This is a genomic window from Arcobacter sp. s6 (genome assembly GCF_040884245.1).
Taxonomy (GTDB): Bacteria; Campylobacterota; Campylobacteria; order Campylobacterales; family Arcobacteraceae; genus Aliarcobacter.
The window spans coordinates 34858-48705 of the sequence record NZ_JBEVTN010000001.1; the positions used below are offsets into that span (position 1 = coordinate 34858).

Genomic DNA, 13848 nt, shown 5'->3' on the forward strand with positions numbered 1-13848 from the left:
AGAATATTACTTAGACTAATAATACTCTATAAAAATCTCTTTTTACAATGTACTTTTGAGCCTATATTTACGTTCTGGACGTCCTACTGATCCATACAAAGAATCTACTTCAACCTTTTCTGATATAACAAGATATTCTAAATATCTTCTTGCTGTAGTACGATTTATTCCTAAATAAAGTGCAACTTCATTTGCTGAATAGAAAATATTATTTTTACGTAAATAAGAGAAAATTTTTTCCAATGTGATAGAATCAATGCCCTTTGGTAATACTAATTGGGAAGCTTTTGGAACAGGAGTAGGCATTGTTTTACTCAAAAATTCATCCACTTGATGTTGAGAAAGTTCTTCTTTATTAGAAAATTTTTGTTTATAATCTAAAAACTTTTGCATAGATGCTGTAAATCTATAAAACATTATTGGCTTAATAAGATAATCAAAAACTCCATAACGCAGTGATTTTTCTAATGAAGCCATCTCTTTAGCAGCAGTTATAAGAATCACATCTGTGGGAAGAGAAGTTGTTCTCATCCATCCTAACAAATCAATACCACTGCCATCAGGAAAATAAACATCTAAAAGTAATAAATCAGGTTTCATTAAAAGTAAATATTCTTGGACTTCAGCAATAGTATTTGCAATAGCAATAACTTCAAAACCTTCTAACTTTCCCACCATACTTTGATGCAAGAGAGCAATTTTTGGATCATCTTCTGCAATAATTACTTTAATCATATTTCTACTTTCTTTGGTATATATATACTTGTAATAGTACCATAATTAGAAGGTACAATAGTTATAAATCCATTCATCAATTCTAAAGTATTTTTAACAAAAAAGAGCCCATATCCACTATGAAATTCACCTTTTGTTGTAAATCCTTTTTCAAATATTTTTTCGATCATTTGTTCATCTATTCCTTTACCTGAATCCTCTATTTCAAAAACTATATCATTACCTATATCTGTAATAAAAAGTTTTATTTTCTTAATTTCAGAATTTAATGCAGCATCAATAGCATTATTAATTACATTACCAAAAATTGTCACAAAATGTTTAGAAATAGATGGATGAATTATCTCTTGAATACTGCTATTATCATCAAGCTCTAAAACAACTCCTTTTTCAAATGCATAATAATACTTACCAATAAAAATAGAAGCAACAACTGGGTCATTAATCATTTTTTTAAATTGCTCAATAATTCTTTCATCAGGCAAATGATTTTCTGAAATTATTTCAATTGCTTTATCATATTCACCAATTTGTATATATCCTGATATAAGATGTAATAGATTTGAAAATTCATGTTTCTTCTCACGTAAACGTTCAGCATATTGTTTTGTATGTGTTAATTCCCAAACAATAGCATCAATTTCATCTTTCTTACGACAAGTTATAACCATACCAATAGTTTGTTTATCATTTATTATAGGTGAAAGATTACAGATATAATCAATATTATTAACTTCAATTGTTGCATCACGCATCTCGTTTCCACTGAGCAAATATTTTTGAAGTTCTAAAGGAAGAGTAATACTTTTATTATTCAAACCAAAATAATAATTAGCAACATCATTACTTAAAGTTAATTTACCATACTGATCAACAGCAAGAATTGCTTCTTTTACAGAGTTTAAAATAGCTTTTTTTTCCATAAAAAGACGGCTTAATTCTTCTGGTTCATAACCTAGAAGGGAATGTTTTAGTTTACTTGAAAGTAATGTTGCGACTAAAAGTTCTACAAAAAGAGCAATATATAAATAACCTAAAAGTTGCTTATGATGTTCATCAACAATTGTTTTAACTTTATCTTCCAAATATCCTACTGAAACAATACCTATTATTTCACCTTTTTTATTAAAAATAGGAGATTTTCCTCGAAGAGAAGGTCCTAAAGTTCCAACTGCTTTTGAGATATAATATTCACCATAAATAAGTGCCCTATTATTATCTTCTCCAACCATATGTTCACCAATAAGTTTTTTATTCGGATGAGAGAAACGTATACCATTTTCATCACCAATAACTATGAATTCAGCATCAATACTTTGTTGAATAGTTGTAATGATTTTTTGTAATTCATGATTGGGATCATTTTTTTCTACTAAATTAATAATTTCAGGCATAAACGAAATAGATTTTGAAATAGCTAATGCTTTATTACCAATTTGATTTTCTAAAACTTTTTGTAATACATTTCCAAAAAACAAAGTTACTGAAAATAAAGTCGCAATAACTAAGAGTGTAGAAAATACAACCAAAGTAGGCAATAATCCAACTTTAGAAGAATAAAAGTTTTTAATAAGTTTCATAAGTTTTCCCGATTAATTTTAATAGCAGTTATTATAATTATATAATATCATTTAATCTAAATTTGCACAATAGATAAATAAATATATAAATTAACTGTCTTACATACAAAGAGCTTAGAATGAAAAAAATGACTTTAATCTTTTATTTGGAGATTAGAGACAAGGCCCCATGTAATGGGGACTGTCTACATTTGTTTAAGGAGGTAATTTAAAGTAAAAAAGGTTTTATATTTCCAATACTACATCATTCCTGGCATTCCGCCCATTCCACCCATATCTGGCATTGATGGCATTGATGGTTTATCTTCTTTTATATCTGTTACTGTAGCTTCAGTAGTTAATAATAAAGATGCAACTGAAACAGCATTTTGCATTGCAACTCTTTCAACTTTTGCAGGATCTACAATTCCAGCTTCAAACATATCAACATACTCACCAGTTGCAGCATTAAATCCTAAGTTTTCATTTGCAGATTTTTCAACTTCATTTGCAACAACACCAGCATCATAACCAGCATTGATTGCAATTTGTTTTAAAGGTGCTTTAATTGCTCTAAAAATGATTGCGGCTCCAATTGCTTCGTCACCTTCAAGCTCTAAGTTAACTTTAGCAGCAGCTCTGATTAATGCAGCTCCACCACCAATTACAATACCCTCTTCAACAGCAGCTCTTGTTGCACTTAATGCATCATCAACTCTGTCTTTTTTCTCTTTCATTTCAGTTTCAGATGCAGCTCCAACTTTAATAACAGCTACTCCTCCACTTAATTTTGCAAGTCTTTCTTGTAATTTTTCTTTATCATATTCAGAAGTTGTGTTAGAAATTTCAGCTTTAATTTGACCAACTCTAGATTTTACTCTTTCTTTATCACCATTTCCATCAACGATAGTTGTGTTATCTTTATCAATAACAACTTTTGAAGCTGTTCCTAAACAAGAGAACTCAGCAGTTTCAAGTTTCATTCCCATTTCTTCTGAAATCACTGTTCCACCTGTTAATACAGCAATATCTTCAAGCATTGCTTTTCTTCTATCACCAAATCCAGGAGCTTTAACAGCAGCAATATTTAAAGAACCTCTTAATCTATTTACAACTAATGTTGCTAATGCTTCACCATCAACATCTTCAGCAATAATAACTAAAGGTCGTCCAGCTTGATTAACTGATTCTAAGATTGGTAACATCTCTTTTAATGAAGAGATTTTTTTGTCATATAATAAAATAAACGGATTATTAAACTCAGCAATCATTTTTTCAGCATTTGTTACAAAATATGGTGATAAATAACCTCTATCAAACTGCATACCTTCAACAACATCTAGTTCATCAGAAATACCTTTTGCTTCTTCAACAGTAATAACACCGTCTTTTCCAACTTTATCCATTGCTTCAGCAATCATAGCTCCAATTGCTTTATCAGAGTTTGCAGAAATTGTTGCAACTTGCTCAATTTCAGTTTTATTAGCAACAACTCTTGATGCTTTTTTTAACTCAACTAAAATAGCTTCAGTAGCTTTATCCATACCTCTTTTTAAGATAATTGGATTAGCTCCAGCTGTTACGTTTCTTAAACCTTCTTTGAATATTGAGTGAGCTAAAACAGTAGCAGTTGTAGTTCCATCTCCTGCTTCATCAGCAGTTTTAGAAGCAACTTCTTTTACTAGTTGTGCTCCCATATTTTCTAAAGTATCTTTTAATTCAATTTCTCTAGCTACTGAAACACCATCTTTTGTGATTGTTGGAGCTCCAAAAGACTTTTGTAATAATACGTTTCTACCTCTTGGTCCCATTGTAACTTTTACAGCATCTGCTAATTTTTCAACACCTGCGTATAATCTATTTCTTGCACTATCACTAAATATTACTTCTTTTGCCATTACATAACTCCTATAACGTTTTCAATATTTAAAATCAGATATTCTTGACCATCAAGTTTAAATTCTGTACCTCTAAATTGTTCAAATACAATTGTATCACCAACTTTAACATCTTCTACTTTATTTCCAATAGCTACAACTTGTGCAGTCTGCGGTTTTTCTTTGGCATTATCAGGAATATAGATTCCACTTGCTGTTTTATTTTCTACTTCTGTTCTTTTAACAAGAACTCTTTCACCTAGTGGTTTAAAATTCATAGTATATCCTTATTATTTATAATATTTTCGTTTAAAGCTTGGACTTTTAGCACTCTAATTTTCCAAGTGCTAAATTTTATTAAATTTTTGGATATTTGTCAAGAGGTTTGAGTTAATTTGACTAAGAGTTAAAAATTTATTTATGTCTATTTATATATATTAAAAGAAGTTCTTCTAGTGATTCTTTTAAGTTTTTATCAAAAGTATTTAGTACCTCAACACATTTAAAAGCTAATTCATCAGCACTTTTTTTAGCACCATTTAGTCCTAATAAATTTACAAATGAATTTTTAGATCCATCATTTTGTGTTGTTTTCCCTGCAGTTTCAGAACTACAAGTTTCATCAATAATGTCGTCTTGGATTTGAAATAATAATCCTAAATCAATTCCAAAATTATAAAGTTTTTCTTGTATTTCTAAATCATATTCGCAAATAATTGCACCCATTTTTAAAGAAGCAGCAATTAGCTTTGCAGTTTTATGAATATGTAAAAATTCAAGCTGATTTAATTCTAGTTTTTGATTTTCAAAAAAACAATCAATTGCTTGACCTATTATCATTCCATCTATTCCACCATTTGAACTTAGTGTTCTTATCAAATCAACTTTAATGTCATTTGATAATGAAGCATTAGCAATTAGATTAAAAGCTTCAGTATTTAAAGCATCTCCAACTAAAATTGCTGTTACTTCATCATATTTTTTATGTAATGTTTGAAAACCTCTTCTTAAATCTGCATTATCCATAGCTGGTAAATCATCATGAATTAAAGAATAAGTATGTAAAAACTCTAAACCTAACGCTACACATAAAGAGTTTGGTATTAATAAGCTTTTATTTGATTTTACAACAGATAATAAAAGCATAGGTCTAAATCTTTTTCCACCTGCTTTTAACATATCTGCTAAAGCATCCTCAAAATAAGGATGAAATGTTTTAGAATTAGGAAGATTATTTAATAAATAATCTTCGAAAGATTTTGCTAAATTTTGCATAGAATTATTTTTGTCCAAAAGAACCTAATCCACCCATCATATTCATAGCCATCATTTTTTTGTTTTCATCACTTTGTTTTATTACATCATTCATTGCTGATATTAATAAAATTTGTAATGAATCTTTATCTTCTAATAATGAATCATCAAGTTTTAAATCAATAACTTCAGAATTTCCATTTATAGAAATTTCGACCATTCCTCCACCTGCTTTTGCAGTGAAGATTCTAGAAGCATTATCTTCTTTTGATTTATTTGCCATATCTTGAAATTGATTCATCATGTCATTTAAATTCAAATTTTTTAAATCAATTCCATCAAACATAGTCACTTCCTATAAGTTCATGAGTTATTAAATCAATATTGTTTTTTTCATCAACTAAAACCACTATTGGTTTATAGTTCTCAAGTTCTTGTTCAGTATATGAAGCATAAGCAATAACAATAATTTTATCACCAATAGCAACTTTTCTAGCTGCTGCTCCATTTAAGCACATATCTTTAGATCCAGCTTTCCCCTTAATTACATAAGTTTGAAATCTTTCTCCATTATTTATATTAACGATATCAACTTTTTGACCAACTTTTAAAGTTGATGCTTTCATTAAATCTTCGTCAATAGTAATTGATCCAACATAGTTCAAATTCGCATCTGTTACAGTTGCTCTATGAATTTTACTATATAGCATATCAAATGTCATATATCAATCCCTTTATTATTTTGCTAAATTAACAGGTTCACCCCAATATTGAGAAGGTATTAAGTACTCCTCAACAGGATTTCCACCTAATATGTGTTCTTCTATTATTCTATCTATTTTTTCCTTAGATAAATGAGAATACATAAAATGTCCTGGTTCTACTAACATTAGAGGTCCCATTTGACATCTTCCTAAACATGAAGTTCTAACAACTTGAACAGGACCCATTAAACCACTTTTCATTAAAGTTTGAGCTGTGTGATTAAATAAATCTCTTGTATTTTCATTTACACAAGATGGTTTTGGCATTCCAGGAGGAGAAGCTTGCTCACATTTGAATATATAAAACGTTGGTTGTGGGATACTTGGCATTTCCATGTTGTTCCTTCTTTTTTATAGTGCATTCTATAATAATTTTGCAGAATTTTAACACTTTATTTTTAAATTTTAATAAAAATCTATTTTTTATTTTTTTTTAAAGCTAATATATTATACTATTTTTAAAATTTATCAAAAAAAAGGGTTTATATGAAAAAAGTTTTGTTCTTCCTTTGTTCTTTTATGTTACTTTTAGAAGCATCAAATCCAATTGCTACAATGGAAACTACAAAGGGAAATATTGTTTTAGAATTAAGAGCTGATATGGCACCAAAAGCTGTTGAAAACTTTGTTACTCATTCAAAAAACGGATATTACAATGGTATTACTTTTCACAGAGTTATTAGAAACTTTATGATTCAAGCTGGAGATCCAACAGGAACAGGAGCAGGTGGAGAATCAATTTGGGGAAAACCATTTAAAGATGAATTTGCACCAAATGCAGTATTTGATAAAGCAGGTATTTTAGCAATGGCAAATAGAGGACCAAATACAAATGGTAGTCAATTTTTTATTACAACAGTTCCAGCGTATCACTTAAATGGTGGTTATAGTATTTTTGGTTATGTTAAAGAGGGATATGATGTAGTTAAAAAAATTGAAGCTGTTCCTACAAATAAATTTGAGGGTGACAAACCTTTAGAAGATGTAAAAATTATTTCTATTTCTATAAAAGAGTAAATCAAGTTTTTCTTGATTTACCTTGAATTTTTAAGATTCAAAGTATAAATCAACCAAAAATTTTATTTAAAGTACTTCCATCTGCATGAGCAATTATTTGTTTTTCCAAATGTTCAATTCTTGCAGTTTCTGCTTTTGCTTTTTCTTTCCAATATTCAAGTTTTTGTTTCAAAACATCATCTGTTTGTACTGATTCTAATTGTTCAGTTAATTCATTAACTTTATCTTCTAATTCAGTGATAATTGAATCAGAGTTTATTCTTAATTGTGAAAATTTCTTTTCATCATCTTGTTCTATTTGAGATAATTTTTCTTTTAGTTTTTTATTTTCTAATCTTAAATCACCATTTTCTCTATTCAACTTAAGTGCAGTAGCTGAGTTGTTATTTTTCTTATATAAACCTATTTCTGTTTTTAAATTCTTATTTTCTAATCTATATTTTTCATTACTATACATGTATTTATCAACATTTCGGATAGACTGTTCCAATTCAATCTGAAGTTTTTCCAATCTAAATCTTAAATCATTAATTAATTGATTTTGTTCTAAGTTACCCTCTTTACTTCTGATAAATATATCACTTTTATCTCTCATTAAAGCTAATTGGATTTCTCTTTTTTTATTTAATTCTTTTGTAATATCTTTTTGAATTGAAATAGCACCATTCATTTCACCTTTTTCATCCAAAGTCGGGAAAATATGTGTATCAGTTGTATAGTAAGTTTTATCTTTTTTAATATTTTTTAAGTTTCCATGCCAAGGTTTATTATTTAATACTTTTGCATATAGATCTGTATATATATCATTTGAAACATCAGGGAATCGTAAAGATTTAAAATCTCTCCCTATTAGTTCATTACTACTAAAACCTGAAATATCACAGAAAAGCTGATTTACATAAGTAATTTTTAATTTTGTATCTGTTTTTATAACAATATTATTTGAATCTAATATTTCTTTATATTTTGTAAGTTCGGTTTGCTGTTGTTTTAATAAAAAGTCTTGATATAAATTACTTGCGATATCATTTAATAAAGCTAATAAATTTCTTATATCAATTGGTTTTATAATATATTCTTTTACTCTAAGTTTTATAGCATCTAATAGAAATTCATTATCTGAATAAGCAGTTGCAAATATAATAGAAATTTCATTATCAATATTTCTTATTTTTTTGACCATATCTATACCATTATATTTAGGCATATTTATATCTGTTAAAACAATATCAATATTATCTTGATTTTCTAAGTAAGTCCTAAGACCTTCTTTACCATCTTTGGCAACCAATACTTGAGAAAAAAAATTTGCTAAAAGCTGAGATAATTCATTTCTAATTATATCATCATCTTCAACATATAAAAGGGTTAGTCTTTTTAACAAATTTCTTTCTATACTCATAAAATCACTTATTTTTAATTTTTTTATTAATCTCTTAATTCTTCTTTTGCTACAACTCTTTCTATATCCATTACAACTAACATTTGATTATTATCAAGTCTTACATAACCTTTTAAATATTTTGAAGGAATTGCCGAACCCATTTCGGAAACAGGTGCAAGCATAGAAGTATCAAGCCTTTGAACATCATCAACTAAATCAACAATTATTCCTATCATTCTTTTATCTTCAGTAATAACAGCTATTACTGAAGTATTCTCATCATAAGTTCCAGGACCTGTGTTAAATTTAATTCTAATATCTAAAATAGGTACAACTTCACCTCTTAAATTAATTAAACCTTTTACCCATTTTGTTGTATTTGGTAGAGGAGTAATATTATCAGGATATGTTAAAATTTCTCTAATTTTTGGTAACTCAATTGCATACTTCATAGCACCTAATTCAAATGTCATAAACTCACTTGTATTTGCATAATTTATTACTTTTTTGTCATTATCTTCCATAAAACATTCCTTTTTATTAAGACAAGAGATTAAACTTGTTTTGCATTATTTTACCTACTGTAAACTTAAATCTGATTGTTTTTTAATTTTATTTAAAATACAAATTCCAATATACTTTGGTGTTTGAAGTTCAATCTCATCTCCTATTTTTAAATCTTCAAAAGAAATTATTTTATTCTCTTTTGAAATTTGAACAAAACCTTTTTTATCTTTTTTATCAGGATGATTTAGTTCAAAATTTGTATTTAGTAAGTCTATTTGATTTTGAGTTTTAACTAAAAATGATGAATATGTATTTTTAAATGTATTATTTAATAAATTTAATTCATTTTGTGAAGATAAAACTTTTTGTGATAAATCAGTCTTAAAAGATGATTTTAAAAGATTTATTTCTGTTTGAATATAATTAAACTTTGTTTCAATAGAGTTTTGATCCATCAATCTTTTCATATTTGATAATTCTTGCTCCTTTGAAAATAAAATATTTTTTAATCTATTATTATATTCATTAACTAAATTATCTAAATAAATTCTATGTTCATTTATATCAGGAAGTGCAATCTCAATTGCATTTGATGGAGTTGCTGCTCTTATATCTGCTACAAAATCAGAAATCATATAATCAACTTCATGACCAACTGCTGAAATAATAGGTGTTCTTGCCTCGAAAATTGTAGTAGCGACTATCTCTTCATTAAAAGCCCATAAATCTTCAATACTTCCACCACCACGCCCTACAATCATAATATCACAAGCTAAAGAATCAGCAAATTTAATAGAATTTGAAATATCATTTGCAGCACCCTCTCCCTGAACTAAAGTAGGAATTAAAATAAATTCTACCAAAGGCCATCTATGATTTGCTACTTTTTTCATATCTTCAATAGCAGCACCAGTTGCTGATGTAACAAGTGCTATTTTTTTTGGATATTTTGGAAGTGGCTGTTTATAATTACCATCAAAATAACCCTTCGCTTCAAGTTTATTTTTTAATTGTTCAAAAGCAAAAGCAAGAGCACCCTGCCCTGATGGCTCAATTTTATTACATAATAATTGATAATTTCCCCTTGGAGCATAAACAGTTATATTTCCAGTTATTACTATTTTTTGTCCATTTTCAAGTTGAAATTTTAGATATTTTGTATTACCTTTAAACATAACACACGATAATGTAGAGCTTTCATCTTTGATTGAAAAATAAATATGCCCAGAGTTATGATAAGTAAGATTTGAAATTTCACCCTCTACATAAACTTGAATAAAAGTAGTTTCAAGAAGTGATTTTATTTGTACATTCAAAGTAGATACGGAAATTGGATTATTCATTTTTGCCTTTCTTTAAAATGAAAATTGATAGGTTTTTAGACTATTTTTTAGAAGATTCAAGGCGAAATGATCTTTTTATGAAAGAGCATACTAAAGTATGTGACTGAATAAAAATATCATTTCAACGAAGAAGGTTCAAAAAAGAGCTAAAAAACTATAATTTTCTAGCGATGATTAAAGTTGATATATTCATCGAAAAAGCTTTTACGTGAATAGGCTCAAGACCTGCTATTTTTAACTCTTTGCATAGATTTTCAGTAGTTAAAAATTCATCAATTGAATTTGGTAAATATGTATATGCTTCTTTATTTTTTGAAATAATTCCACCTAAAACAGGTAAAATTTTATTCATATAAAAATCAGTTACATGATCCATTAATTTCTCTTTTTTATTTTTTGTAAACTCTGAAATTACAACTAATCCATCTTTTTTTAAAACCCTAGCAAACTCATCAAAAGCCTCTTGTCTTTGAACTACATTTCTAATTCCATAAGAAATAGAGATAATATCAGCACTATCGCTTTCAAGTGGCATTTCAGCAGCTCCAGCTTCAATAAACTCTACATCTGGAAGTTTTTTCTTGCCAACTTCCATCATTCCAACACTTGGATCCACTCCAACTATATTTTGAAGATTAATTTTATTTTCATTTGCAACTTTTTTCCAAAATAGAATCATATCCCCTGTTCCACAAGCAACATCAACAATTTTTTCTATATCTTTTTTACCATAAAAATTAAAAGCTAAATTACAAGCTTTATTTCTCCAAGATTTATCAATTCCCATCGATAAAACTCTATTTGCAACATCATAAGTTCCTGCAATATCATTAAACATTGATACAATTTTTTCTTGTTTACCCATTTTATTCTAATCCTATTTTCTTATTTTATAAAAGATATTTACCTATTAAAAGTCCTACAATTAAACCTATATTAACAGCAACGGCAATTGACATATATGAGAGTTTTTTATCTGCATATGGTAATTTATTTATAATATCTTCTTGATGTTTTAAAGTTGTTTCAAAATTTTGTGATGATTTTTCTAAATTATCAAGAGCTTTTTTTAAAGCAATTTCTGAAAATTCCATTCTTTCAACAAGCTCTTTTGCCTGTTTAAAACTCATATCACTCATTTTTTAATATCAATCCATCTATCTAAATCACAAAAAATTTTATTTAATGTATTTAAAACATAATCTTTCGCTTCTGTTTGTATTCTTCTAAAAAATAGATATTTTCTAGCACTTTCAATATCACCTAATTCTTTTGCTTTTATTGCTTTTGCTCCAAAATCAGTATTATTATAAGCCATTTCCCAAACTGTACTTCCTAAGTATCTACTCATTGTAATGACTTTATCATTTTTAACAGGGAAATATTTTGGATTTTTTGTAAAATCACAAATTACTGAATTTGAATCTAAATATTTGTGCCCAAAAAAATTAATAAACTGTTCATTATAATAATCTTCATCCATAGAAATAGCTCTATTTAATGCGAATATAATATTTTCTTCTGGATTTCTCTCAATCTTTCTAATTTTTTTCATAGTAGTAATTGCATTTTTCCCATCAAGTTCACCATCACCTAAGGGAATAATCCACTTAACATTGCCAAATGAACCAACTTTTTTAATTTCATCAAGAACTAAAGAGGAAGTTTTATTACCACCCACATCAACAATAACCTCATGATTATCATCCATTAAAATTAACTCATCAAGCTCACTTAATTTGTTTGTTCCTAGCATTTTTTTATTTACTATTTCTGTACGTGTAAATGATTTTGAATCATTATTTTCATCATCAATTTCAATATATGTGATTTTTTTGCCATGCTTTTTATATAAATATGGAGCTATAACTTGCATTGCGACTGTAGATTTACCTACACCACCTTTAGTCTGTGGAATTATAATCATCAATTAAACCTTTGGATTTCGTTTCATAAATTCAACAATTTTGCCATGAAATCTTGAATATAATTTATTTAAGGAGATTTCATAACCATATAGTGTAATTATTTTATCGTAATTTTCATTAATTCCATATACTATGAATGACTGTATATCGTAATATGAATCAAACTCATATCCAAATCTACTCAGTAGTTTTGCAGTATATTTATCTACAACCATAAACTCTTGTCTACATGCATAACACAAAATTGCATCAGCAGTTTCAGGACCTATTCCTTTTTGATTTAAAAGCCAAGTTCTATTTACTTTTTGACAAAAGTTATCAAAAGTTTGGAACTCTTCAATTATATTTTTTGCAAGTTGAATTAATCTTATTGATTTTTGATTTTTAAAACCACTAGGAGTTATGGCTTGAGTTAAAATAGATAAATCACAAGAAGCCAAAGTCTGTAAACTTAGAAAATTTAGTTCTCTTAAGTTTTCTAATGATTTTTCTACATTTATCCATTTTGTATTTTGTGTAAGAATTGCACCAATTAATATTTCAAAACTATTTGAATTTGGCCACCAATACTCTAAATGATCTTCTATTAAATTTTGATTTTTTAAATATACTAAAAGCTCATAAGAGTTTGATATGCTAGTCAATAAAAGCCTCTGTAATAAATAATTTTGGATTATTACAGTATTTCTTTATTTTAAATGAACTTTGAGCTTTTCCATCTTCAATATCTACTACCATCATTTGTAATATTGATTTACAAGAGTTTGGAACTTCAAAATGTCCACCAATTCCAGTTGTTGCTTTTTGAATTGGAATTTTACTATCCATTCCTATTACATTATCTCTACAACCTGTAAGTCCAATATCTGTTAAATATGCTGTATTTTCAAATATTTGTAAATCATCAGTTCCCACATGAGTGTGTGTTCCACAAATTGCACTTACTTGATTTTTAAACATCATTAACATAATTCTTTTTTCACTTGTTGCTTCACCATGGAAATCTATAAAAATATTTTTTATTTCTTCTTCTTGAAGTTTTGACACAAGCTTTTTAGCCCAGTTAAAAGGATTTTCAACAGTTGGCATGGCAAACTGACCCATAAGATTTATTACAGCTAATTTTTCAATTCCATTTGTAGTTTGAACATCACAAACTTTTATTCCAGATCCTATTAATCCTTCAGGATAGTTATCAGGTCTTAAAACATTTGAGGTTTCAAGTAAAACCATCATATCTTTTTTCTTATCAAAGCTATGATTCCCACCTGTGATAATATCAATACCAGCTTTTAAAAGCTCAGAACAACTTGTTGTTGTAAGTCCAAAACCATGACTTGCATTTTCTCCATTTGCAATAACAAAATCTATTTCATACTCTTTTTTTATTTTTGCTAAATTTTCTTTAATTATTTTTCTTCCAGGGCGACCTACAATATCACCTATAAATGCAATTCTCATTAATCTTCTTTACTAATTT

General features: G+C 27.7%; 17 protein-coding genes. 1 reads left to right on the forward strand and 16 read right to left on the reverse strand.

The features are described from left to right. Window positions 1–42: 42 nt before the first annotated feature. The 8 genes from ABVS04_RS00170 to ABVS04_RS00205 all read right to left on the reverse strand — a co-directional run bounded on the left by ABVS04_RS00170 (window position 43) and on the right by ABVS04_RS00205 (window position 6525). On the reverse strand, window positions 43–735 hold the full coding sequence (locus ABVS04_RS00170; protein ID WP_368028623.1) for a response regulator: 693 nt from the start codon (window positions 733–735) through the stop codon (window positions 43–45). After that, the gene (locus ABVS04_RS00175; RefSeq protein WP_368028624.1) at window positions 732–2315 is read right to left on the reverse strand and encodes an ATP-binding protein; all 1584 of its coding nucleotides are present in this window, start codon (window positions 2313–2315) and stop codon (window positions 732–734) included. Before ABVS04_RS00175 ends, ABVS04_RS00170 begins: the two co-directional genes overlap by 4 nt. 239 nt (window positions 2316–2554) lie before the next feature. Then, window positions 2555–4192 (reverse strand): chaperonin GroEL, encoded by a 1638-nt coding sequence (gene groL / locus ABVS04_RS00180; protein WP_368028625.1) that lies wholly within the window; start codon window positions 4190–4192, stop codon window positions 2555–2557. Next, entirely contained in the window at window positions 4192–4449 is a 258-nt protein-coding gene (gene groES, locus ABVS04_RS00185) for a co-chaperone GroES (protein WP_368028626.1), read from the reverse strand. Before groES ends, groL begins: the two co-directional genes overlap by 1 nt. Window positions 4450–4585: 136 nt before the next feature. Further along, complete coding sequence (locus tag ABVS04_RS00190; protein ID WP_368028627.1) at window positions 4586–5446, reverse strand: polyprenyl synthetase family protein; 861 nt, start codon at window positions 5444–5446, stop codon at window positions 4586–4588. Between the two features lie 4 nt (window positions 5447–5450). Then, window positions 5451–5771 (reverse strand): YbaB/EbfC family nucleoid-associated protein, encoded by a 321-nt coding sequence (locus ABVS04_RS00195; protein WP_368028628.1) that lies wholly within the window; start codon window positions 5769–5771, stop codon window positions 5451–5453. Continuing rightward, window positions 5764–6147: an aspartate 1-decarboxylase gene (panD, locus tag ABVS04_RS00200; protein WP_368028629.1), complete on the reverse strand. Its 384-nt coding sequence runs from the start codon at window positions 6145–6147 to the stop codon at window positions 5764–5766. Before panD ends, ABVS04_RS00195 begins: the two co-directional genes overlap by 8 nt. 15 nt (window positions 6148–6162) lie before the next feature. Next, the gene (locus tag ABVS04_RS00205) at window positions 6163–6525 is read right to left on the reverse strand and encodes a ferredoxin (RefSeq protein WP_368028630.1); all 363 of its coding nucleotides are present in this window, start codon (window positions 6523–6525) and stop codon (window positions 6163–6165) included. 150 nt (window positions 6526–6675) lie between these two features. Between ABVS04_RS00205 and ABVS04_RS00210 the strand changes: the two genes are divergently transcribed. After that, window positions 6676–7206: a peptidylprolyl isomerase gene (locus tag ABVS04_RS00210; protein WP_368028631.1), complete on the forward strand. Its 531-nt coding sequence runs from the start codon at window positions 6676–6678 to the stop codon at window positions 7204–7206. A 49-nt stretch (window positions 7207–7255) separates the two neighbouring features. Here the strand turns inward: ABVS04_RS00210 and ABVS04_RS00215 are convergent, their stop codons facing one another. The 8 genes from ABVS04_RS00215 to ABVS04_RS00250 form a co-directional block, all read right to left on the reverse strand. Beyond that, window positions 7256–8608, reverse strand: a complete 1353-nt coding sequence (locus ABVS04_RS00215; RefSeq protein ID WP_368028632.1) for a response regulator — start codon at window positions 8606–8608, stop codon at window positions 7256–7258. 26 nt (window positions 8609–8634) lie between these two features. Then, window positions 8635–9114 carry a chemotaxis protein CheW gene (locus tag ABVS04_RS00220; RefSeq protein WP_368028633.1) on the reverse strand — a complete coding sequence of 160 codons (480 nt, stop codon included), beginning with the start codon at window positions 9112–9114 and terminating at the stop codon, window positions 8635–8637. A 54-nt stretch (window positions 9115–9168) separates the two neighbouring features. Then, complete coding sequence (xseA, locus tag ABVS04_RS00225; RefSeq protein WP_368028634.1) at window positions 9169–10440, reverse strand: exodeoxyribonuclease VII large subunit; 1272 nt, start codon at window positions 10438–10440, stop codon at window positions 9169–9171. A gap of 154 nt (window positions 10441–10594) precedes the next feature. Beyond that, window positions 10595–11305, reverse strand: a complete 711-nt coding sequence (gene ubiE, locus ABVS04_RS00230; RefSeq protein ID WP_368028635.1) for a bifunctional demethylmenaquinone methyltransferase/2-methoxy-6-polyprenyl-1,4-benzoquinol methylase UbiE — start codon at window positions 11303–11305, stop codon at window positions 10595–10597. 25 nt (window positions 11306–11330) lie between these two features. Next, window positions 11331–11570: a hypothetical protein gene (locus tag ABVS04_RS00235; protein WP_368028636.1), complete on the reverse strand. Its 240-nt coding sequence runs from the start codon at window positions 11568–11570 to the stop codon at window positions 11331–11333. Between the two features lie 5 nt (window positions 11571–11575). After that, on the reverse strand, window positions 11576–12367 hold the full coding sequence (locus ABVS04_RS00240; RefSeq protein ID WP_368028637.1) for a hypothetical protein: 792 nt from the start codon (window positions 12365–12367) through the stop codon (window positions 11576–11578). A 3-nt stretch (window positions 12368–12370) separates the two neighbouring features. After that, a complete protein-coding gene (locus ABVS04_RS00245) occupies window positions 12371–13012 on the reverse strand; it encodes a 3-methyladenine DNA glycosylase (RefSeq protein WP_368028638.1) in 642 nt (213 codons plus the stop codon). After that, on the reverse strand, window positions 13005–13829 hold the full coding sequence (locus ABVS04_RS00250) for a YmdB family metallophosphoesterase (protein ID WP_368028639.1): 825 nt from the start codon (window positions 13827–13829) through the stop codon (window positions 13005–13007). The genes ABVS04_RS00245 and ABVS04_RS00250 overlap by 8 nt, the downstream gene beginning before the upstream one ends. Window positions 13830–13848: the final 19 nt, after the last annotated feature.

Excerpts from the sequence above, each read along its gene's own strand:
- ABVS04_RS00175 (WP_368028624.1), bottom strand. The coding sequence starts at position 2,315 with ATGAAACTTATTAAAAACTTTTATTCTTCTAAAGTTGGATTATTGCCT.
- ABVS04_RS00220 (WP_368028633.1), bottom strand. The coding sequence starts at position 9,114 with ATGGAAGATAATGACAAAAAAGTAATAAATTATGCAAATACAAGTGAG.
- ABVS04_RS00240 (WP_368028637.1), bottom strand. The coding sequence starts at position 12,367 with ATGATTATAATTCCACAGACTAAAGGTGGTGTAGGTAAATCTACAGTC.
- groL (WP_368028625.1), bottom strand. The coding sequence starts at position 4,192 with ATGGCAAAAGAAGTAATATTTAGTGATAGTGCAAGAAATAGATTATAC.
- panD (WP_368028629.1), bottom strand. The coding sequence starts at position 6,147 with ATGACATTTGATATGCTATATAGTAAAATTCATAGAGCAACTGTAACA.
- ubiE (WP_368028635.1), bottom strand. The coding sequence starts at position 11,305 with ATGGGTAAACAAGAAAAAATTGTATCAATGTTTAATGATATTGCAGGA.
- ABVS04_RS00210 (WP_368028631.1), top strand. The coding sequence starts at position 6,676 with ATGAAAAAAGTTTTGTTCTTCCTTTGTTCTTTTATGTTACTTTTAGAA.
- ABVS04_RS00195 (WP_368028628.1), bottom strand. The coding sequence starts at position 5,771 with ATGTTTGATGGAATTGATTTAAAAAATTTGAATTTAAATGACATGATG.
- groES (WP_368028626.1), bottom strand. The coding sequence starts at position 4,449 with ATGAATTTTAAACCACTAGGTGAAAGAGTTCTTGTTAAAAGAACAGAA.
- ABVS04_RS00170 (WP_368028623.1), bottom strand. The coding sequence starts at position 735 with ATGATTAAAGTAATTATTGCAGAAGATGATCCAAAAATTGCTCTCTTG.
- ABVS04_RS00205 (WP_368028630.1), bottom strand. The coding sequence starts at position 6,525 with ATGGAAATGCCAAGTATCCCACAACCAACGTTTTATATATTCAAATGT.
- ABVS04_RS00235 (WP_368028636.1), bottom strand. The coding sequence starts at position 11,570 with ATGAGTTTTAAACAGGCAAAAGAGCTTGTTGAAAGAATGGAATTTTCA.
- ABVS04_RS00190 (WP_368028627.1), bottom strand. The coding sequence starts at position 5,446 with ATGCAAAATTTAGCAAAATCTTTCGAAGATTATTTATTAAATAATCTT.
- xseA (WP_368028634.1), bottom strand. The coding sequence starts at position 10,440 with ATGAATAATCCAATTTCCGTATCTACTTTGAATGTACAAATAAAATCA.
- ABVS04_RS00215 (WP_368028632.1), bottom strand. The coding sequence starts at position 8,608 with ATGAGTATAGAAAGAAATTTGTTAAAAAGACTAACCCTTTTATATGTT.
- ABVS04_RS00250 (WP_368028639.1), bottom strand. The coding sequence starts at position 13,829 with ATGAGAATTGCATTTATAGGTGATATTGTAGGTCGCCCTGGAAGAAAA.